Origin of the sequence: Rhodococcus sp. YL-1, from assembly GCF_001942025.1 — a bacterium.
GTDB classification, from domain to species: domain Bacteria; phylum Actinomycetota; class Actinomycetes; order Mycobacteriales; family Mycobacteriaceae; genus Rhodococcus_F; species Rhodococcus_F qingshengii.
Window position 1 is genome coordinate 886,160 of sequence record NZ_CP017299.1, and the last position, 19,077, is coordinate 905,236.

Annotated in this window: 19 protein-coding genes; 7 read left to right on the forward strand and 12 right to left on the reverse strand. The window is 61.1% G+C overall.

The annotated features are described in order from the left end of the window. Positions 1-28: 28 nt before the first annotated feature. Positions 29-1,369 (reverse strand): MFS transporter, encoded by a 1,341-nt coding sequence (locus tag BH682_RS04165; RefSeq protein WP_058039219.1) that lies wholly within the window; start codon positions 1,367-1,369, stop codon positions 29-31. A gap of 401 nt (positions 1,370-1,770) precedes the next feature. Between BH682_RS04165 and BH682_RS04170 the strand changes: the two genes are divergently transcribed. Next, positions 1,771-2,988: a PucR family transcriptional regulator gene (locus tag BH682_RS04170; RefSeq protein ID WP_075832176.1), complete on the forward strand. Its 1,218-nt coding sequence runs from the start codon at positions 1,771-1,773 to the stop codon at positions 2,986-2,988. Positions 2,989-3,629: 641 nt separating this feature from the next. On the opposite strand, the gene BH682_RS04175 is transcribed toward BH682_RS04170, so the two are convergent. The 3 genes from BH682_RS04175 to BH682_RS04185 form a co-directional block, all read right to left on the reverse strand. Further along, positions 3,630-5,054 carry an outer membrane protein assembly factor BamB family protein gene (locus BH682_RS04175; protein WP_075832178.1) on the reverse strand — a complete coding sequence of 475 codons (1,425 nt, stop codon included), beginning with the start codon at positions 5,052-5,054 and terminating at the stop codon, positions 3,630-3,632. A gap of 142 nt (positions 5,055-5,196) precedes the next feature. Beyond that, positions 5,197-6,498 carry a TrpB-like pyridoxal phosphate-dependent enzyme gene (locus BH682_RS04180; protein WP_003945451.1) on the reverse strand — a complete coding sequence of 434 codons (1,302 nt, stop codon included), beginning with the start codon at positions 6,496-6,498 and terminating at the stop codon, positions 5,197-5,199. Between the two features lie 258 nt (positions 6,499-6,756). Continuing rightward, the gene (locus BH682_RS04185; RefSeq protein ID WP_003945940.1) at positions 6,757-7,215 is read right to left on the reverse strand and encodes a PaaI family thioesterase; all 459 of its coding nucleotides are present in this window, start codon (positions 7,213-7,215) and stop codon (positions 6,757-6,759) included. An 85-nt stretch (positions 7,216-7,300) separates the two neighbouring features. On the opposite strand from BH682_RS04185, the gene BH682_RS04190 reads away from it, so the two are divergent. From BH682_RS04190 to BH682_RS04200, 3 genes are all read left to right on the forward strand, one after another. After that, positions 7,301-7,876: a TetR/AcrR family transcriptional regulator gene (locus tag BH682_RS04190; protein WP_007734151.1), complete on the forward strand. Its 576-nt coding sequence runs from the start codon at positions 7,301-7,303 to the stop codon at positions 7,874-7,876. Between the two features lie 72 nt (positions 7,877-7,948). Further along, positions 7,949-8,452, forward strand: a complete 504-nt coding sequence (locus BH682_RS04195) for an SRPBCC family protein (RefSeq protein ID WP_019746932.1) — start codon at positions 7,949-7,951, stop codon at positions 8,450-8,452. 28 nt (positions 8,453-8,480) lie between these two features. After that, a complete protein-coding gene (locus BH682_RS04200) occupies positions 8,481-9,731 on the forward strand; it encodes an NADH:flavin oxidoreductase/NADH oxidase family protein (protein WP_075832180.1) in 1,251 nt (416 codons plus the stop codon). Here the strand turns inward: BH682_RS04200 and BH682_RS04205 are convergent, their stop codons facing one another. Both BH682_RS04205 and ald read right to left on the reverse strand, forming a co-directional pair. Then, positions 9,732-10,607 (reverse strand): aldo/keto reductase, encoded by an 876-nt coding sequence (locus tag BH682_RS04205; RefSeq protein WP_075832182.1) that lies wholly within the window; start codon positions 10,605-10,607, stop codon positions 9,732-9,734. A 68-nt stretch (positions 10,608-10,675) separates the two neighbouring features. After that, positions 10,676-11,776: an alanine dehydrogenase gene (ald, locus tag BH682_RS04210; protein ID WP_075832184.1), complete on the reverse strand. Its 1,101-nt coding sequence runs from the start codon at positions 11,774-11,776 to the stop codon at positions 10,676-10,678. Positions 11,777-11,885: 109 nt separating this feature from the next. Between ald and BH682_RS04215 the strand changes: the two genes are divergently transcribed. After that, the gene (locus tag BH682_RS04215; protein WP_075835142.1) at positions 11,886-12,407 is read left to right on the forward strand and encodes an Lrp/AsnC family transcriptional regulator; all 522 of its coding nucleotides are present in this window, start codon (positions 11,886-11,888) and stop codon (positions 12,405-12,407) included. 7 nt (positions 12,408-12,414) lie between these two features. Here the strand turns inward: BH682_RS04215 and BH682_RS04220 are convergent, their stop codons facing one another. The 3 genes from BH682_RS04220 to BH682_RS04230 are packed head-to-tail and all read right to left on the reverse strand — an operon-like array spanning position 12,415 to position 14,804. Next, positions 12,415-13,479 carry a maleylacetate reductase gene (locus tag BH682_RS04220; protein ID WP_075832186.1) on the reverse strand — a complete coding sequence of 355 codons (1,065 nt, stop codon included), beginning with the start codon at positions 13,477-13,479 and terminating at the stop codon, positions 12,415-12,417. A gap of 1 nt (position 13,480) precedes the next feature. After that, positions 13,481-14,269, reverse strand: coding sequence for a pirin family protein (locus BH682_RS04225; RefSeq protein ID WP_075832188.1), 789 nt, complete (start codon positions 14,267-14,269; stop codon positions 13,481-13,483). A gap of 37 nt (positions 14,270-14,306) precedes the next feature. After that, positions 14,307-14,804 (reverse strand): VOC family protein, encoded by a 498-nt coding sequence (locus tag BH682_RS04230; protein WP_007734170.1) that lies wholly within the window; start codon positions 14,802-14,804, stop codon positions 14,307-14,309. Positions 14,805-14,915: 111 nt separating this feature from the next. Between BH682_RS04230 and BH682_RS04235 the strand changes: the two genes are divergently transcribed. Together BH682_RS04235 and BH682_RS04240 are read left to right on the forward strand one after the other, a co-directional pair. Beyond that, the gene (locus BH682_RS04235) at positions 14,916-15,386 is read left to right on the forward strand and encodes a MarR family winged helix-turn-helix transcriptional regulator (protein ID WP_003945828.1); all 471 of its coding nucleotides are present in this window, start codon (positions 14,916-14,918) and stop codon (positions 15,384-15,386) included. 62 nt (positions 15,387-15,448) lie between these two features. After that, positions 15,449-16,267 (forward strand): Cof-type HAD-IIB family hydrolase, encoded by an 819-nt coding sequence (locus tag BH682_RS04240; protein WP_075832190.1) that lies wholly within the window; start codon positions 15,449-15,451, stop codon positions 16,265-16,267. Position 16,268: 1 nt separating this feature from the next. Here BH682_RS04240 and BH682_RS04245 read toward each other — a convergent pair whose 3' ends face one another. The 3 genes from BH682_RS04245 to BH682_RS04255 form a co-directional block, all read right to left on the reverse strand. Further along, entirely contained in the window at positions 16,269-17,156 is an 888-nt protein-coding gene (locus BH682_RS04245) for an alpha/beta fold hydrolase (RefSeq protein ID WP_003945464.1), read from the reverse strand. A gap of 225 nt (positions 17,157-17,381) precedes the next feature. Further along, complete coding sequence (locus BH682_RS04250; RefSeq protein ID WP_075832192.1) at positions 17,382-18,047, reverse strand: hypothetical protein; 666 nt, start codon at positions 18,045-18,047, stop codon at positions 17,382-17,384. Between the two features lie 122 nt (positions 18,048-18,169). Then, the gene (locus BH682_RS04255; protein ID WP_075832194.1) at positions 18,170-18,934 is read right to left on the reverse strand and encodes an SDR family NAD(P)-dependent oxidoreductase; all 765 of its coding nucleotides are present in this window, start codon (positions 18,932-18,934) and stop codon (positions 18,170-18,172) included. Positions 18,935-19,077 lie beyond the last annotated feature (143 nt).

Genomic DNA, 19,077 nt, shown 5'->3' on the forward strand with positions numbered 1-19,077 from the left:
AAAAATTACAGCCGTGGCGCGTCCGTTGTCAGAAATGTTTCGTCGGGCTGCCCTGCGTGGCAGACCAGTTTTTCGTTTCCGGAATCCCTCGCCACAGAATGGGAAGCGCGATCAAAGCGATGGCGGTCGCATAGAAGGCAGGCGACAGATCGCTTCCAGTGGCGTTGACCAGTGCTGCGCACACCAGAGGAGCGGTCCCTGCAAAAAGTGCATATGCGATGTTGTAGGGGATTGCCGTGCCGGTGAATCGCGCATGCGTCGGCATCATTTCGAGAATTACGAGCAAAGCGGACGCGAGTAAGGAAAGCGCGAGGACCAGAGAAGCCAGTGCAACGGCAATCGCGAAAATGTTTCCGGTACCGATGAGCATGTAGCTGGGCACCGAGACGAAAACTGACATCACCATGCCGATTCTGACGAGTGGCCTCCGGCCGATTCGGTCGACTGTGGCGCCGAAGAAGATGAACAGCGGTACTGCGAGAACCAAAGCGCCGGTTGTCATCAGCAGTGCAACCGTGCTCGGAACATCGGCTGAGAGAACCAGAAATGTCGGCATGTAGCCGAGCAGCATATGAGTAACGACACCGAGCGAGGCGAAGTACACGAAGGACGTGAGCAGAGTCCGCCAGTGATTGCGGAACAGATCTGCGAGTGGGCGGGTTGGAAGGGAATCGTTTTCTTGCATTTCCTTGAACGCCGGAGTCTCCTCGACGGCAAGCCTCATGAACAGGCCCACCATGGCGACAACGCCTCCGATGATGAACGGCCAACGCCATCCTCCGTCGGCGAAGTGCTCAGCGCCGACCGAGCTGAATGACAAGACTGTGACCGTGGCCAAGATGCTGCCGACAAATGACGAAGAGCTGATTATCCCTGCGTACAAGCCTCGGCGGTGGGACGGCGCATGCTCGACGACGAAGGTGGCAGCTCCGGTGTATTCGCCCCCGGCCGAGAATCCTTGAACCAATCGGCACAGCAGCAGCAACAGCGGTGCGGCAACACCGATCGAAGCGTACGTCGGTAGGAGACCGATTGCCGCCGTCGAGCAGCCCATGAGCGTAATTGCCAGGGACAGTGACCTCCGTCGGCCGAGGCGGTCACCAAGCCGTCCGAAGAATATGCCGCCGGCAGGTCTGGCCAAGAAGGCGACTCCGTAAAGAGCGAAGGTGGCAAGCAGTGCGCCACTGCCGAACTCCGGAGGGAAGAACACTGTCGCGAGAACTGCGGCAGTGAAGCCGTAGATCGTGAAATCGAACCATTCGACGATGTTGCCTGTCGCCCCGGCGATCAGGGCCCTACGGCGCGCCGATCGACGTCCAGGTGGAGTCTCGGTTTGATGCCCTGCAGGAGCGTTTGCTGTGCCGGTCATGATGATTCCTCTCGGGATATGCTGAATGGCAACGGCTTTGCGATATCACGGTCACCGATGTCATTCGAGGTATTCGACATTGAAAGAGGTCGGTGGGATTCGATGTTGAACTGGCGACCGAAGGTCGTTTGTCGATTTCGGGTCGGAGGCGACTTCGTCTGAGGGAGATCGTGCCGGCCGGCCTCGCTCCCCATTACGCAAATCCCACGGCTGCAACAGATCTCGTCGCTGCCACGTCTGCCGGTTTGCGGACCGAGTGAAGATGTCACGGGTCTCGGGTGCTTGGCATGAAGCGAGCCTATGGTGCAAAAGTTAGTTGCATCACTGTCATGTGTTCAGTTTTCTACGTAGAAATTTGGGCATATGTTGCAAACCGGAGAGGGGGCTCGTACAGTTCGACCATGGTCGGAGAACTACAGCATTTGGTGGACACTACCGGGCGCCGACTGGACCGTTCCGTTGCGATCGATGATGCACAGATTCGTCTGCTCGCGTACAACTCGCATGACAGTGCCGTCGATTCAGTCAGAATGAATTCCGTTCTACAGCGGAATGTTTCACGCGAGATCGTAGACTTCATCTACGCGAGTGGAGGCCGTGAAGCCCTCGATCTCTTCACTGTTCCCGTCAACGAAGAACTAGGGCTGACCCTTGGCCGGGTCGGGATGCCGATCCGGTACCGTAATGCGCTGCTGGGCTTCGTCTGGCTGTTGACTTCAGAGGGCGAAGTTGACGAGGATCAAGCCGAGGTCTTGAGGCGCACGGCTGATGCGGCAGCGATGATCCTCCACCGCGAACAGTTGCTGGACGAGTTGTCCCGAAGTCGGGAGCGGGAACTTACTCGAGACGTCCTGTCGGGCGAGCGGTCGCTGCGCGAGGACGCGGCAAACAGATTGGCCGAGGAGGGCTTGATGGCTGCGGGTCCAGCAGTCGCGGTCACTATGTTGCTTCGTCCCGTGGACCGGTCGACATTGACCGAAAGAGATCGTCTGAGTGTTGCCGTCGGCGTCGATCAGCTTCGACGGAGGCTCCCGCGGAACAGTGCAATCCAACTCGACCGCCCCGACCACAGTCTGTTGATCGTATCGGTGGCCGAACGCTCGACTCAAACCCATCTGGACTCGCTGATCGTGGCAGCCCGGGAGCGAGTCTTGTCTGAAAGTGGGCGCCAGAACATCGAATGTTGGGTCGGTATCGGTGAACCGCGAACCTCGGTTGCAGATGTGCGCGAATCCTACGAAGAGTCCAGACGTTCCGCAGATGTGGCCCAGGTCGTCAAGGTGCTCGGAAATGTTGTGCGTTATCGGGATCTCGGCGTCTACGGACTTCTGGCCGAACTGTCGGAGGATCGACTCGAGAACAGTATTCACTCAGGTTTGCAGTCCTTGCTCAGCCATGAGGACTCGAAAAGTGAGGCTCTTCTCGCGACGCTGGAGAGCTTTTTGGACAATGCCGGTGACGTAAAGCGAACGTCAGAGGCGCTCTGTGTGCATCGAGGGAGCTTGTACTATCGTTTGCGGCGAATTCAGGAGATAACACGAGCAGACTTGGCAAACGGCGACGACCGGTTGGCCTTGCATTTGAGCCTGAAAGTCGCGCGGTTGTTGGATCTCCGATGATCCCGATCCGAGAAGAGGGGACTGCGGAAGAATCCAGCGGCTCAACGTAGTCGGCGGCTTTCGATCGTCAAGCATGATGGTTCTGGGGTGGGAAAGGAAGCGCGTCGTACATCGGCCGGGGTGGGTTGGCTTGACCTGCTGAGACGTACATACGTTTGATCGGGCACCTTCTATCCTCCTGTCGGCAGATGCGGCGGAGCGCAACTTTTTCGGGCATTGAAAGTGCAGAATCGTCCAGATGGGTGTCGAGCTGCGTGAAGAACGCGCGTTTTTGCAAACCGAAATGACGACGAATTTGGTCTGAGTTCGGTCCCCCGGTACGCAGATGTTTGCGCGCAAACTGGACTATTTGTTGCCGACTGCAAATTGGGGATTTCGCGACCATCCCGTTGGCTCCCTTTATGGTTGGATTGGATCAGATACCTGAGTCGGTGCGATTTTTACGCACCCCTTCACTGCAGGTCTGGTCTGATCTTTCCGAAATTGGAGTCGCGGAGATACATGCAGTTGTTCGAGATCGTTCCCCCGAAATTGAACAAACGCGCCAGACTGGATTGTGGCCATTGATGCTGCACGTCTAGCCATTTGCTTGCTGCTGAACTGGCTGGTCAGTACGACACGGTATCGGTGATGTTGCCGGCCTAACGCCAAACGGTGAAATGGTTCTGCCAGGAGAACGACACGTTTTTGCCGGCATTCGAGACGACGACTCCGCGTGGATCAACTTCTGGGGGAAGGGGAACCGACCACGTCATCTTTCCGTCGCGAGCCCGGATCGCGTGCATGCCGGTGTAGTCGCTGAAGACGAAGTGGTCGCCATCGGTTACCCCGCTGCGAACCCAGTACGCGTCTTGCCAGGGCGTTTGCCACAACTGTCGGCCACTCTCGATGTCGAGACCCGAGATTGTGCGAGTCTCGGGAGACGTGACCAGGATTGTTTTTCCTACCACCGCGGCGATGGCGCTTCCCGTCCCGGCCGTCGCGGTGTTGACGATTTGTGAACTGCGCCAAAGTTCGTCACCCGACTCCGGATCGTAGGCGCCGTCGCCGAGAAACATCGGCACCGCCGTCGAGGGCTTACTCGGGTAGGACGACGATGAGTACGAGGGAATCGGTATCGCACGAATCGTGGATCCATCTGAAGCCAAGAGGTTTTGGGTTCCTACATAACCTGACCGGCCGCCGACACTGGTGAGGAACAATCCATTCCCGGCCGGGACAAGCGAATCACCCTCGAATCGGAATCGTTCGGCGCCGGAATCCAGATCGTAGATTCGATAGCGGTACTGTGGGTCCCCGCCATCGCCCTGTTCCATCGCAATGACAGTGTCGGTGTGAGGGACCGTGTAGACGGCCCCGAACTTCTCACTTGGTTCGAAGGTACGCACGAAGTTGGCCGTCAAATTGGTTGTGGTGCCGCTGGCAAGAATTCGTGTTCGAACCGTTCCGTCCATCCTTTCGCCGGACGTGTACACGGTGTCTCCGGCGATGGTGGCGCCATTGAGATCGAAGTCGGTTCCGAGGTCGGACATCAGAGTTCCGGTCGCGGTATCGACAAAGATCATCCGTCGATCGCCCCAGCACGCGATGATCGTGGATTCGTTCTGCTGACTGCACTGGCCGATGACTCCGCCGATTCGCGTTTTCCACAGCGGACTTCCGTCGTCGGGATTCACCCCGACGAGTGTGACGGCACCGACTCCCTGACTCGACGAAGACTCGTCGGTCTTGGGAAGCGGATAAGCAGTCGCGGCCACCAGCACGTCACCGACTTGGTACGTGTTGCCGTAGCCGTAGTAGCTATCGAGCGTGGAAGGCATCGACAGCAGCACGTCCCCGGGGTTGTCCGTGAGCGCTCGGACATCGAGTTCCCAGGCTTGTTGCGGAGGATCGGAGAGGTCTACGTCGACAACGCCTTGCTCGACGATCGGACCGCCTGTCTTCTGCTTCGGCCATGCCGCATCACTGGAGTCGGAGATTACCGATACGACGATGAACGCGATCGCCACGAGCAATGCCAGTCCGAGTGCGACCAGTTTCCGATGTTCCTTCAACCGAAGCTGCATCGAAAGACCGTAACCGATCGATCAAACTGATCGGTTCGTTTCGCGGACGGCCGGCACGATGTCGATCGCGAGATCGAGCCCACGTGCTCGGTGTGACGAAGTGTGGTGGCCTCGTACGCACGAGACCACCACACCGACGGCGTCAGACGTAAGGCGAGTACGCCGGAAGATCCAACTGACCGTTGCCGGACAGCCCGATCACGATCACCTCGGGTTCGGTGACGGCACGGGCGTGAGCGATAGCGCCGGCAACCGCGTGGGTTGATTCCGGAGCCGGGATGATTCCTTCGGCGCGGGCGAAAATCAGACCTGCCTGGAGTGCGTCGTCCTGATCGACGGCAATTGCATCCATGAGTCCGAGGTTGACCGCGTGCGAGACCATCGGCGACATGCCGTGGTAGCGGAGGCCACCGGCATGGATGGCCGGCGGTACGAAATCCTTACCCAGAGTGTGCATCTTGAGCAGCGGTGTCAGGCCGGCGACGTCACCGAAGTCGTAGCGGTACTCGCCCTGGGTGAGGGACGGGCATGCCGACGGCTCGCAGGCGACCAGACGAGTCTTGGTGCCTTCGCGAAGGTTTCGTCCCAGGAACGGGAAGGTGAGTCCGGCGAGGTTGGAACCGCCGCCGGCGCAACCGAACACGGTGTCGGGGACGGCGTCGCCGGCTTCTTCGAGCTGGACCATTGCTTCCTGACCGATCACGGTCTGGTGCAGCATGACGTGGTTCAGCACGCTACCGAGTGAGTAGTGCGTGTTCGGATCCTGCGCAGCGACCTCGACGGCCTCACTGATGGCCATACCGAGCGAGCCGGTGGTGTCGGGATGCGACTTCAACAGTGCGCGTCCGGCTTCCGTCAGGTCCGAAGGCGACGGGTGACAGATTCCGCCGTACGCCTCCATCTGGATGCGTCGGTACGGCTTCGAATCGAAGGACGAGCGAACCTGCCATACCTCGACGTCGAGTCCGAGCAGCGCGCCCGCGAACGACAGCGACGCACCCCACTGTCCCGCACCGGTTTCGGTGGTGAGCTTGGTGGTTCCCTCGATTGCGTTGTAGTAAGCCTGCGCGACAGCAGTATTCGGCTTGTGTGAACCGACCGGGCTCACGCCTTCGTACTTGTAGTAGATGCGGGCAGGTGTGCCGAGAGCGCGCTCGAGTCGATGCGCGCGGAACAGGGGAGAGGGCCTCCACATGCCGTAGATCTCGCGAACCGTCTCCGGGATCTCGATGTAGCGCTCGGTTGCGACTTCCTGCGCGATGAGGTTCATCGGGAACAGCGGCGCCAAGTCCTCGGGGCCGAGCGGCTCACGAGTGCCCGGATGCAGGTGCGGGGGAACGGGCTCGGGGAGGTCAGCCGCCAGGTTGTACCAGTGCGTCGGCACTTTTGACGGGATGGAGACGCCCAAAGGCTCGAGCGAACGGTTGAGTGGGGTGGTGGTCAACTAACTCTCCTTCGTGGATTCGGTACCTGATCTTGGCGGTCGTAGCGACGACGCGTACGGCATTTGCCGGATCGGGGATCCTGGAGAGGAGCCTGCTGGACCACCCGATGTCGGTCCGGGCAGCACGCAGTTGCGGCTGACCGTCAGCGGTCGGGCCACCAGAGGTGCGCAGTGAGCAGGGTCACGAGCCGATCGTACATCGGTACTCGCACCCTGCTCACGTCGGGCGCGACTACATTCTCGCCATCCTCCGTCGGCTCAGCGGAAAATCATGCACGTCGTAGTTCCGTGCGCCACCAACTTGCCGTTCTTGTCCAAGACCTTGCCCTCTGCCGTCGCGGTACGCCCGCCCACGTGAATGACGCTGCCGTGGGCTGTCAGTTCGTCACCGTCGAGAGGCACCGTGCGGATGTAGTTGAGCTTGAGTTCGAGGGTCGTGTAGCCGACGCCGGCCGGAAGCATCGTGTGTACCGCGCAGCCCATGACCGAGTCGAGCAGCGTTGCGCAGATGCCGCCGTGCACAGTGCCGAGCGGGTTGCTGAAATCGGCGCGCGGGGTCAGGGCGAAGCTCACGGATCCTTCGTTGACCTCGCGCATCTCCATGCCGAGGAGGCGTCCGATGCTGGGTCGGTCGTTGACCTGCGTTCCCATCCAGCGGAGAAGTTCGAGGCCTGTCATCTGCGCCGGATCGACGGTCGCGGTTGTCTCGTCACTCATTGTTTCATCCCATCACTATGTAGGTCGTCATACATAACGTAGCGTATGAGTCGACAGGTGTACCGACGGCCGAAGGATCTGTGACATGGCAGAGCTGAGCTCACGTGATCGCATGATTCGCAGTGCGGTTGAACTGATCAGCCGCAACGGTGTCGACGCGACGTCCTTCAGCGACGTCATCAAGCACAGCGGCGCACCCCGTGGGTCGATCTACCACCACTTTCCTGGCGGTAAGACCGAGTTGATGGTCGAAGCCGTGCGCGCGGCCGGTGCGATCATCACCAGACGGATCAGCTCGGCTGCGGCTACCGGTTCCACGGCCGACGTGATCGAAGCGGTCGGAGACATCTGGCGACTCAATCTCACACGCTCGGACTTCGCGATCGGCTGCCCGGTGATTGCCGGCGGGTTGGCGCGTGCCAGTGAGCCAGAAGTCGCGGAAGTGTCGGCTGAGGTCATGCTGGGATGGCAGAAGTTGATCGAATCGCAACTCGAAACTGCGGGTTATCCTGCAGTGCAGGCAAAATCGATGGCAAACCTGACGATCACGTCGGTCGAAGGTGCAGTGGCGGTGTGCCAGACGACTCGAAGTATCGAGCCGCTCGAACAGGTCATCGCTTCACTGCAGGGGCTCTCTCGTTCTGAGGCTTGGTCCCGCTGAGCCTTCGGGGGTTGACTTCGATCGTCAAGTATCTGTAACTTCATGTAACGGCTAATTGGGCAGGAGTAGGCGATGACACATTGGTTCGACCTCGAACCGGTCGGTGTCGATTTCTTCGACACGGCACCGCATATCTTCACGTACTCGATCGATCTCGCCGCCGAACCTGACGCCGTCTGGGCCGGTCTGACCGCCGACGAGCCTTTGTCGTGGTGCCGACTGCTCACAAAAGTGCACTACACCTCGCCGCGCCCCTACGGCGTCGGCACGCGCCGAATCGCGGAGGTGGGCGGCGGTGCGATGCAGATGCGCGAAAAGTTCATCACCTGGGACGACGAAACGCGTCGGCACTCGTTTTACGTCGAACAGTCCAATGTTCCGCTGTTCCAATCCTTCGCGGAGGACTACCGCGTCGACGAGCTCGCAGTGGGTTCGAGACTGCAGTGGAATTTTGCATTCTCGCCGCGTCCGAAGCTGTCGCTCGCGGTGCGCGGCGGGCTACCGGTCAACTCGCTGATCTTCTCGAGCTTCGTGCGCGATACCAAGCGGCACTTCGGTTCTGCGCCACGCCATTGACTTTCTTCCCTTCATACGAGAGGCATCCATGACCACACTCGGAGAATCATTGACTTTGCCCTGCGGGCAGATCCTGCGGAATCGCACGATGAAAGCTGCGCTCAGCGAGGCTCTGGGTGACCGCACTCATGGACCGTCCACTCGCTTGGAAACGCTGTACGGTCGTTGGGGCAGTGGCGGGTTCGGTTTGCTGATCACCGGCAATGTCATGGTCGATCGATCGCAGATCGCCGAACCGGGCAATGTCGTCGTCGACGACGATCGTGATGCCGAAGCACTGACTGCCTGGGCCAAGACCGCCAAGAACGGCGGCGCCGAGATCTGGATGCAGCTGAACCACCCAGGGCGGCAATCCAACCCGATTGCCAGCAGAGGTAGACCGGTCGCCCCGAGCGCGATCGCGCTGAAGATTCCGGGAATGGCGACGCCGCGAGAACTCTCGACCGCTGAGATCGACGAGATCATCGACAAGTTCGCGGAAACCGCTCGCGTCGCCGAGTCCTCCGGCTTCGGGGGCGTGCAGATACACGCAGCGCACGGTTATCTTGTTGCGCAGTTCCTTTCGCCCTTGTCCAATCAGCGGACGGACGAGTGGGGTGGAGATCCTGAGCGTCGACGACGCTTTCTGATCGAGATCGTTCGGCGCATACGCTCTGCCGTTGCTCCGGGATTCGCGGTCTCGGTCAAGCTCAACTCGGCTGATTTCCAACGAGGTGGATTCTCGGAAGACGAGTCGCGAGAAGTAGTGCGCGCGTTGACCGAAGAGTCGGTGGATCTCATCGAGATCAGCGGTGGCAGTTATGAATCGCCGGCCATGATGGGTAAAGCGCAGAAGCAGAGCACTCGCGATCGAGAGGCATATTTCCTCGAGTACGCCGAGACAGTCCGAGCGATTGCCGGCGACATTCCCTTGGCGGTCACCGGCGGCTTCCGCTCGCGATCGGCGATGGTCGAGGCACTGGCTTCCGGCGCGTGCGACGTGATCGGCCTCGGCCGGCCGACGATCACGATCCCCGACGCGGCAACCGTTCTCCTGGAATCGGATCGGGAACGATTGACCGTGCCGACTGTTGAGTTCGGAGCGCGGAAGTTGTTGGGGAAGGTTGCCGACATCTCGATACTCGACGGTGCACTCGACCTGCAGTGGCATACCGATCAGCTGCACCGGATGGGCGACGGAAGCGAGCCGGATCCGGCTCGGCCGTGGTGGAAGACCCTCGGAACGATGGTGAGGCGAAACGGATTCGATGCGCTTCGCCCCACCAAACGAGCGGCTTGATCAGTTCGGTGCACCGATGTTGAGTTCATCGGGATGCGCGCCGACGCGGGTACCGTCGTCGAGCGTATCGATTTCGCTCAGGTCGAGATCGGTGAGTTCGAAGTCGAATACGTCGATATTCTGAGCGATTCGAGCATCGTGTACGGATTTCGGGATGACGATCAGGCCGTTCTGAAGGTGCCAACGGATCAGGACCTGCGCGGCAGTCTTGCTGTGGCGGTCACCGATTCGAGTGATGATCGGGTCGGTGAGCAGGGTGTTGGGCTTGGACGCCTTACCCCAACCTGCGTTACTGGTACCGCCGAGTGGGCTCCACGATTCGACCTTGATCCCGTGCTCGGCGGCCTTGTCGCGAATGGCGTGCTGCGTGAGGTGCGGGTGCAGTTCCACCTGATCGACTGCGGGCAACAATCCACCGCGTTCGACGAGAAGCTGCAGATGATGCGGCTCGAAGTTGCACACCCCGATTGCCTTGGCGCGGCCCGATTCCGCGATCTTTTCGAGTGCGTCCCACGTGCGGAGGAGTCGGTCGTTGTCCTGCAGAGGCCAGTGGATGAGGTAGAGATCGACGTAGTCGACGCCCAGCTTGTCGATGCTGGTGTCGAAAGCCTTCAACGTCGGCTCGTAGCCCTGATCCGCATTCCACAGCTTCGTGGTGAGGAAGATGTCCTCTCGCGCGACGGACGAGTTGGCGATACCTCGTCCGACGCCCTCTTCGTTTCCGTAGGCGGCAGCGGTGTCGATGTGCCGGTAGCCGGCCTCGTCGAGTGCGAACCGTACTGCATGCTCGGTTTCGTCGTTGGTGGCCTGCCAGACTCCGAGGCCGAGTTGCGGGATCGTGGTTCCGGAATTCAGCGTGATGTCAGGAATGCTCATGTATCAAGGCTAGCGATCTCGAGCTGTCCTTGCCTGGGTCAGAGCTGCCTGGGTCAGAGCTGCCTGGGTCAGAGAGTGGTAGCCGAGTACCCATGCGCCGCTGCAACACTGTCGGACAGGAGCAGGCCGTCGTGTGTGCTCAGACCTGACCCCAGGCCGGGAACTGTCGCGACCGCGTCCTTCCACCCCTTGTCGGCCAAGGCGACGACGTACGGAAGCGTCGCGTTGGTGAGTGCGTAGGTGGACGTACGGGGGACCGCTCCGGGCATGTTCGCAACGCAGTAGAAGACCGAACCGTGAACCTGGTACGTCGGATCAGCGTGCGTGGTCGCGTGTGAATCCTCGAAGCAGCCGCCCTGGTCGATGGCGATGTCGACCAGGACAGAACCCGGCTTCATACGCGCCACCAGGCTGTTGGAGACGAGAGTCGGCGCCTTCGCCCCGGGGACCAGCACTGCGCCGATGACCAGGTCGGCGTCGAGTACTGCCTGTTCGAGTTCGAGGCTGTTGGACGTGATGGTCTTGACCTGGCCGTGGTAGAGCTCGTCGATTTCCCGCAGGCGCGCGATCGACAGATCGAGAACGGTGACGTCGGCCTGCATGCCGTAGGCCACGGCGATGGCGTTCTTGCCGGAGACTCCCGCACCGATCACCACGACCTTGGCGGGGCGCACTCCGGGGACGCCGCCCATCAGAACTCCGCGTCCGCCGCCGTGACGCATCAAGTGATAGGCGCCCGCCTGCGGTGCCAGGCGTCCGGCTACTTCACTCATCGGGGCGAGGAGGGGCAGTGAACCGTCGGAACCGACAACTGTTTCGTAGGCGATGGAGGTGGTCTTCGACGTCAGGAGCGCGTCGGTGCATTCCTTCGACGCCGCCAGGTGCAGGTAGGTGAAGAGCACCTGATCCTTACGGAGTCGCGAATACTCTTCTGCAATAGGTTCTTTGACCTTCAGTAGTAGATCTGCGTCCGTCCAGACCTGTTCGGCAGATCCGAGGATCTGCGCGCCCGCGGCCTTGAAATCCTCGTCACTAAACGAGGAGCCGACGCCTGCACCCGTTTCGATGACGACCTCGTGCCCTCGGCCGACCAGTTCGTGGACGCCTGCTGGGCTGATGGCCACGCGGTACTCGTGGTTTTTGATCTCGCGGGGGATTCCGACCTTCATGACACGGCTCCGAACTGAGTCTGTTGTTTCTTCGAATGGCAGGTGCCAAGCATGAAGTTTCGTCGCCAGATAGTGAAGAGAAGTGAAGATAATTCTCTACGCTGTATGCATGGTGCGTGAAAGTTCAAAAATCGGTATTCAGACGGCTGCCTCGCCGAAGCATGTTCGGGCAGCAATGAAGTTGGACGAGATCGACCGGGTTCTGCTCGAAGAGCTGGCGAAGGACGCGAGGATTCCGAACAATGGGCTGGCTGCGATCGCGGGAATTGCGCCGTCGACATGCCTCGGACGTGTGCGCGCATTGGTGGACAACGGTGTGATCAGGGGATTCCATGCGGACATCGACCCCGCCGCTCTCGGAATGGATCTGCAGGCGATGATCGCAGTTCGACTGCAGGCCAACGCGCGGTCGCATCTCAACCGGCTCGGTGACGACTTCGCCAAGCTGGACTCCGTGCTCAACGTGTATTTCGTGGCCGGTGTCGACGACTACATGCTGCACGTCGCAACGACGGATTCGGCGCAGTTGCGTGACTTCGTCGTCAACAATCTCTCGGCGCATCCGGCGGTTGCTGCGACCGAGACGATTCTGATCTTCGAACATGTCAGGCCGCGAGGCGGTACGGCCTGATTCGTTCTCACCTGATGGCGGGTCGACGCCCGGACCAGGCGTTCTCGAGGAGTTCGCTCAGGCCTGCCGGGGTGATCTCACGCGGGTTCGGATAAGCGGCGGCGTTCGCGAGTTCGACTGCACGGCCGATCTGATCGTGACTCATTCCCACCTCTCTCAGGGAGGTCGGTCCGCCGCACGAGGTGACGAGGTCGAAAACGCCGGTGGCGGCGTCGGATACACCCAAGGCAGTCGCTATTCGCGACATGACTTCCGGGACGCCAGGCGCGTTGAACGCCATTGCCTGGGGAAGGACAACGGCGTGGGTGGGAGCGTGCGGCAAACCGAAGCTGCCACCGAGGGTGTGGCACAACTTGTGATGAAGCCCCATACCGACCGTGCCCAAGCAGGTTCCGGCCAACCAGGCTGCTTGCAGTAGTTCGGCCCTACCTTCCAGATTTTTCGGATCATCGACAATGCTCGGCAGCGCACGGGCGATCCCGGAGATCGCCTCGATCGCCATCAAGTCCGTGATCGGGTTGGACTCGGTGGAGTACAACGCTTCAACCGCATGCGCCATCGCGTTGACGGCACTGGTGACCGTGGTGTCCAGCGGCAGATCGAGAGTGAGGTCGACATCGTATACGACGGTTTCGGGTCTGATGTCGGGCGACGAGCGAGTTGTCTTGCGTCCGTTGTCTGTTTCACCCAACACCGGAGTGACTTCTGAACCCGCATACGTCGTCGGAACGATGATCTGATCGACTCCCGCTCGTAGTGCCAGTGCCTTGGACAACCCGGTTGCCGAACCGCCGCCGATCGCGACGACGGCGTCGACGTGATGATTCTCGGCAAGTTTCAGCGCGGCCGTCGTGACTTCGATCGGAGTATGCATCACAGCGCCGTCGAAGCGGGCGACGGCCATGTCGCCGAGAGATTCGGTGACAGCGGCGGCAACTGCGTCCAGCCGACGGCTTGCCAGCACCATCACGCGGCTATGGCCGAGCCGTCTGACTTCTTCGGCAATTGAGCCGATCATCCCTTGGCCGAACATAATTCGAGCCGGTGAAGCGTCGTACGAGAAAGACTTCATGTCATCCCTGCGAAACGGTGGCGTGCATTTCCCAGACGATGACCTCGGCGCCGGTATCGGAACTGACCTGCTGGCCTCCGCCGCCGGATACGCGCACCGCATCACCTTGCTCGAGCACTCCGACGCCTTCCATGGCCGCCTGACCGTCGGCGACAAAAACGTGCAGGAACGGTGCGTCGGGCAGGGTCACGGGCTGTCCGGGTTGCAGACGCGCAACGTGCATCGCGGCGTACTTGTTCTTGATCCGGATTGCCGAGTGATCGGCGTACGCGTCCATGCCCGACGCGACGGGAACCAGTCCACCGGCAAGCAATTCGGCGTCGATCTCCAACTGCTCGTATCCGGGCGTGATTCCGGCCTCGTCGGGGACGACCCACATCTGGATGAAGTGAACCGGGTCGCTGTGCTTGTCGGAATGCGCACCCGCCACGTCACCGAGTCGCCACGAATCGTTCTTCTCCGAATGCAGGATTCCCGTTCCAGCGCTCATCCGCTGGGCGAGACCGGGGTAGATGACGCCCGAATGCCCCATCGAATCCTGATGTACGAGAGAACCTCTCAGTACCCAGGTGACGATCTCCATGTCCTGGTGCGGGTGGGTGTCGAATCCCATTCCCGGCGTGACGATGTCGTCGTTGTTCACCAGAAGAAGACCGTGGTGAGTGTTCTTCGGGTCGTAGTGATTGCTGAACGAGAACGAGTGCTTCGAGTCCAGCCAGCCGGCATTGGACTTGAAACGATCCCCGGATCGACGGATATCGAGGTTCGGCTGCGACAGAGTGGAGGTCATGGTGTGCCTTCCGAATGGTATGGGGGAGAGCAAGTTTTCAGAGGACGTGATTGCCGTACATCTCACCGAGTGGGTCTGCGATCAGTTCGAGTCGAGCGCCGTCGGGATCGCGGAAGTACAGCGAAACCTCACTGTGCTCGATCAGTTCGACGCCGGCCTCGGTCAGTCTGGTACGTAGCTTCGCCCACTTGGCGGGTTCGACGCTGATCGCGATGTGGTGGAGGCCGCCGAGTACTTCTTGGTACGGGCCCACGTCGAGACCCGGGAAGTCGAAGAACGCCAGAAGGTTGCCATTGCCGATGTCGAAGAAGAAGTGCGACGACCCGGGATAGTCACGGTTCTCGATCAACTCGGTGAGTGGGAATCCGAGGAGATCCTGGTAGAACTTCACGGTTCGTTCGACGTCACTGCTGATCAGGGCCGTATGGTGCAGGCCGCGTGCGGTCGATGCGGGTCGTTTGTCGGCGGGGAGCAGATGTCGATCCCTGATCTCGGCCCGGCGTTCCTCGAACTGCACTGCGTTGTTGTCGCTCATAGCGCCCGCCTCTCGGTTGAACCTTCTCTTCGAACAGGTAGTTGACTGATCAACTACATTGAGAATAGATCATTTGATTTCGTTGTCAACTACTTCGGATATGCTGGTGTCATGGAATCAGTTCGGTGGTTGACCGACTCGGAGCAATCGGCCTGGCGGGCGTATCTGGACTCGACGCGACTGCTGCAGCGTGTGCTCGACCAACAATTGATGCGAGACTCCGACATTTCGTTCACGGACTTCGAACTGTTGGTTGCTCTATCCGAAGCGCCCGGCCGGCAGCTGCGCATGAGTGAGCTCGCCGATGCTGTGATGGCGACCCGAAGTGGTGTGACCAGGGCCGTCAATCGCCTGGTCGGTTCCGGTTGGGTGCGCAGGGTCGAGTGTGTCGACGACAAGAGGGGCGCTAATGCGGAGCTGACCGACCAGGGTGCCGAGAAATTGGCGTCGGCAAGCCCGGCGCATGTAGCCGCAGTACGGGAGAGCATGTTCGATCTGCTGAGCCCGCGGGATGTCGAGCGGTTGGGTGTGGTCTTCGGCGAGATGCGTCGGCACCTTCTCGATACCCAGTCAGGTAATTGACAGAGTAACTGTCCATGTCATGTAGTTGGTGAGGGCTGCGAACGGACTGCCATCATGGTCTGGTGACCCGCATTCGTATGTTCGCAACCGACCTCGACGGCACCCTGCTGCGCTCCGACCGAACGATTTCGGCGCGCACTGCGCAGGCCATGGAGAGCGCGCGGCTCGCGGGGATCGAAGTTGTGTGGGCGACGGCTCGCGCCCGGCATTCGGTACACACGTTGGCAGGCTCGTGCGGATTTCGCGGTAAAGCTGTATGTGCCAACGGAGCTGTCATTCTCGACCTGGCGGACGGGACGCCGGAGATCGTCGATACCGTCTCGATCGAAATATCCTTGGCTGCAACAGCTATGGAGCAGGTTCGTGCTCTGATTCCTGGCGTCGTGTTCGCGAACGTCGGACCCACGCAGTTCTTTGCCGAGCCGGAGTATGCCGCTCTGTGCGAGTTCGCGGACCATCACCGGCACCTGCACGAGATGGTGCTCGCCGATACGCTGCCGCTGGACGTGGAGCCGATGGTCAAGATCGTGGCCCGGCATGCCGAGGTTCCCAGCGCCGACCTGTACCGAACTGCGGTCGCTGCGGGCATCGAGGGTGTGGAGTTGACCCACTCCGGGGCTCCGTACATGGAAATGGCTGCAGCGGGCGTCTCGAAGGCCAGCGCTCTCGCGCAGTTGTGCGCGATCGACGGCATCGACGCGTCGGAAGTTGCCGCGGCCGGTGACGCCTTCAACGACGTTGCGATGCTGACCTGGGCCGGAACGGCTCTGGCGCCCGCCAACGCCAGAGCCGAGGTCATCGAGCTCGCCGACCGAATTTTGCCCACGAACGACGAGGACGGGGTGGCGAGCTACCTCGAAGAGCTGGTTGCGGGGAGCTAGTTCAGCTGCTGACGGCCTTGGGTCCGGTGCCGATACCGACTCCGCAGTCCGTCATGAATTCGGAGAAGACGCGGTCGAAGCGATCCGGATAGTCAAGGTGCGGGAAATGCCCGGCGCGCTTGAAGATCTCCACCCGCCCCAGCGGTAGTTCGGCGCGAGCATTCTCGGTGTGGGCGTTGGGGATGATGGTGTCTTCCTCGCCCCACACCAGTAGTGCCTGCAGGTTCTTGAAGTTGGCGAAATGCGGAGTGGCATTGACGGTTTGGCCGTTGTAGTTGATGACCGATCGCGCGGTCGCCAGAAATGCCTGACGTGTCGACGCGTCCGATACCGAAGCAAAGCTCTTACGGGCCTCACTCGCGCTGGCACCGAGCTTGAACAGGCCGATCTTGTTGAAAAGTCCGAGCGCTTTGTCCGTCACGTCGGTCAGCGTCCTGGACGCGAGAACGGGAAGTACCAGTTCGCTGCCGGGCAGAGTCGCCGCGCGCAGGAGTGGGCTCACCTCGGGGCCGAGTCCGCCGCTGGCCACCAGGCACAGCCGCTCCACCCGGTCGGGGAACAGGTACAGCGTCTGCATCGCGATCCCACCACCGAGGGAGTGACCGACGAGGGTGGCCGACGGAATATCGAGGGCTTCGAGGAGGTCGCGAACGGTGGCGGCGTGAGCACTGAGTGAATAGTCGCCGGCAGGCTTGTCCGACGCACCATGTCCGAAGAGATCAGGGGCGATCACGCGGTAATGACGCGAGAGCGTCTCGATCTGCGGCTCCCAATTGGAGTGCGCGCCCAGTAGGCCGTGAATGAGCACCACAACGGGGCCACTGCCTTGGTCGACGTACTTGAGCTGGTCGCCGTGCAATACAACCGTCTGTAATTGGTCGGTTGCCATGATTGAACCTTTCGGAGCCGCCAGTGTCTGTGGCTGCTCGCGTGTTGTCGGACCGCACCCGCCCCGACGCGGATCCACGGGTATTTGTGACCGGGAGTAACCCCAGTTCCCTCAGTATGCCCACCGAGGGGCCCGATGTCGTCGCCATCGGGCGTGTTGTGACGAACCGTGAGCCGTCGGCTGAGGGGAGACGTACAACTCACCGCCGCGTGTCGGCGCCGCTGATCAGGCGAAATCGACCAGTTTGCCGAAAGTGAGGTTGATGTCCCACGGTGTGACGCCCCACGTCTCGATCGCTGATACCGCGAAGATTCCGGCAGCCTCGATGGTGTCCTGTGAGGCTGGTGCCGAAACGGAAACGCCGGTTTGTCCGCTCGGAACCTCCGGCCAGACGCCGGTTCCGGCGGGCGCGGGGGTGGCCTCCATGACCGCGTTGGCCAGTCCCGATTCGTCGACGGTCGTGAAGAGGCAGTTCGGCTCGTGGGGGGAATCCCACCCGCCGAGTTCCGCGAGCCAGAATTCGCCGCGTCCAGCAGCGGAGATCGCGATGGACGCGAGGGTCGACTCGAGATCTTCCCAAGCGTCGGCCGTCGGGGCCGATGCCTCGGTGAGCTTGAACGGTGCGGCAAGTGCAGTGCTGTCCGGGGAAGCGAAGCGCGGCTGCACAGTGAGGGCCTGGGTCTGGGTATCCAGAAACGCAACCTCTCGGAACTTGTTGTCCGGCAGGGTCGTACGGGCTACGAGACCGCGTCCCAACAGTGCGCCGAGCGCCGCGAGATCGTCGACGCTCCACAAGCGGGTCTCGTCCTCGGACCACGTGCGAATCATTCCGCCGACGACGGGACTGATCAGCACGGGCTCGAGGTTCGTAGTGCCTGTTGACTCGCTCACCGCTGGCTCCCCACCGCACGTCGTACCGCCGGACCGGTTCCGGACGACGAGATAAGTATGCCGCCTCGCTGCTGTGCGCCTTTATTAACCGCCGGGGGTTAATAAAGGCGCACAGCAAGTGGTCACATATGCGTGCCGCCGTCGATGCGGATTTCCGTTCCGGTGACAAACGAGCCGTCCTCGGAAGCGAGCATCGCGATCACACCGGCGACCGCGGACGGGGGAGCGAAACCCTCACCGATTGCCGGCGCCAGCTTGCCGAGCAGCGTGAAGTCGATGTCGGCCGGGAATCCAGGATCGGAGGTCATGCCCGAAGCGATGCTGCCGGGTGCGACGGCCACGGCGCGCAGGCCCTGCTTGCTGTACTCGAGTGCAAGAGCGTGCGTGAAGGATTGGATTCCGCCCTTCGACGCTGCATATGCCGTCATATACGGGTGGGCGAAGGTGGCCGACGTGGAACTGAAGTTGACCACGACGCCTGCCCCGCTTTCGAGCAGTGACGGCAGGGACTCCCTCGTCATGAGGAAAGTTCCGGTCAGATTGACCCCGATGACGGTGTTCCAGAAATCGAGTGTCATCTCGTGGGTGTGTGCGGAGCGCAGAATGCCCGCCGCGTTGACCAGCACGTCGAGGCCGCCCAGTGCCTTGATCGCAGCGCCGACCTGTTCGCGAACAGACTCTTCGCTGGAGATGTCGACCTTCACCGTGGTCAGGCGATCGGAGTGGCCTGCGTCCTTCGCGGCGTTCAACGTCTGTTCGAGGCCGGTCTCGGAAATGTCGGCGGCGACGACGGTGCCACCTTCTGCCAGGATGCGGGCAACGGTGGCCTGGCCGATTCCGGATCCTGCGCCGCTGATGAGGACGCGCTTGTCGTCGAATCGATTCACGAGAAAACTCCGGTCTGTGGGATGGACAGCTGTCTGGTGACCGATTCTGCGCGATCCAGAGCTATTAATCTGCTGGGCATTCCACTGACTGGGCACCAGTGGTGCTTGTTCGCTCGCAATCCCGAGCGAACAAGCACCGACGT

Excerpts from the sequence above, each read along its gene's own strand:
- ald (WP_075832184.1), bottom strand. The coding sequence starts at position 11,776 with ATGAAGGTCGGAATCCCCCGCGAGATCAAAAACCACGAGTACCGCGTG.
- BH682_RS04230 (WP_007734170.1), bottom strand. The coding sequence starts at position 14,804 with ATGAGCGACAACAACGCAGTGCAGTTCGAGGAACGCCGGGCCGAGATC.
- BH682_RS04235 (WP_003945828.1), top strand. The coding sequence starts at position 14,916 with ATGGAATCAGTTCGGTGGTTGACCGACTCGGAGCAATCGGCCTGGCGG.
- BH682_RS04245 (WP_003945464.1), bottom strand. The coding sequence starts at position 17,156 with ATGGCAACCGACCAATTACAGACGGTTGTATTGCACGGCGACCAGCTC.
- BH682_RS04170 (WP_075832176.1), top strand. The coding sequence starts at position 1,771 with ATGGTCGGAGAACTACAGCATTTGGTGGACACTACCGGGCGCCGACTG.
- BH682_RS04165 (WP_058039219.1), bottom strand. The coding sequence starts at position 1,369 with ATGACCGGCACAGCAAACGCTCCTGCAGGGCATCAAACCGAGACTCCA.
- BH682_RS04215 (WP_075835142.1), top strand. The coding sequence starts at position 11,886 with ATGGTGCGTGAAAGTTCAAAAATCGGTATTCAGACGGCTGCCTCGCCG.
- BH682_RS04185 (WP_003945940.1), bottom strand. The coding sequence starts at position 7,215 with ATGAGTGACGAGACAACCGCGACCGTCGATCCGGCGCAGATGACAGGC.
- BH682_RS04195 (WP_019746932.1), top strand. The coding sequence starts at position 7,949 with ATGACACATTGGTTCGACCTCGAACCGGTCGGTGTCGATTTCTTCGAC.
- BH682_RS04200 (WP_075832180.1), top strand. The coding sequence starts at position 8,481 with ATGACCACACTCGGAGAATCATTGACTTTGCCCTGCGGGCAGATCCTG.
- BH682_RS04220 (WP_075832186.1), bottom strand. The coding sequence starts at position 13,479 with ATGAAGTCTTTCTCGTACGACGCTTCACCGGCTCGAATTATGTTCGGC.
- BH682_RS04175 (WP_075832178.1), bottom strand. The coding sequence starts at position 5,054 with ATGCAGCTTCGGTTGAAGGAACATCGGAAACTGGTCGCACTCGGACTG.
- BH682_RS04225 (WP_075832188.1), bottom strand. The coding sequence starts at position 14,269 with ATGACCTCCACTCTGTCGCAGCCGAACCTCGATATCCGTCGATCCGGG.
- BH682_RS04205 (WP_075832182.1), bottom strand. The coding sequence starts at position 10,607 with ATGAGCATTCCTGACATCACGCTGAATTCCGGAACCACGATCCCGCAA.
- BH682_RS04190 (WP_007734151.1), top strand. The coding sequence starts at position 7,301 with ATGGCAGAGCTGAGCTCACGTGATCGCATGATTCGCAGTGCGGTTGAA.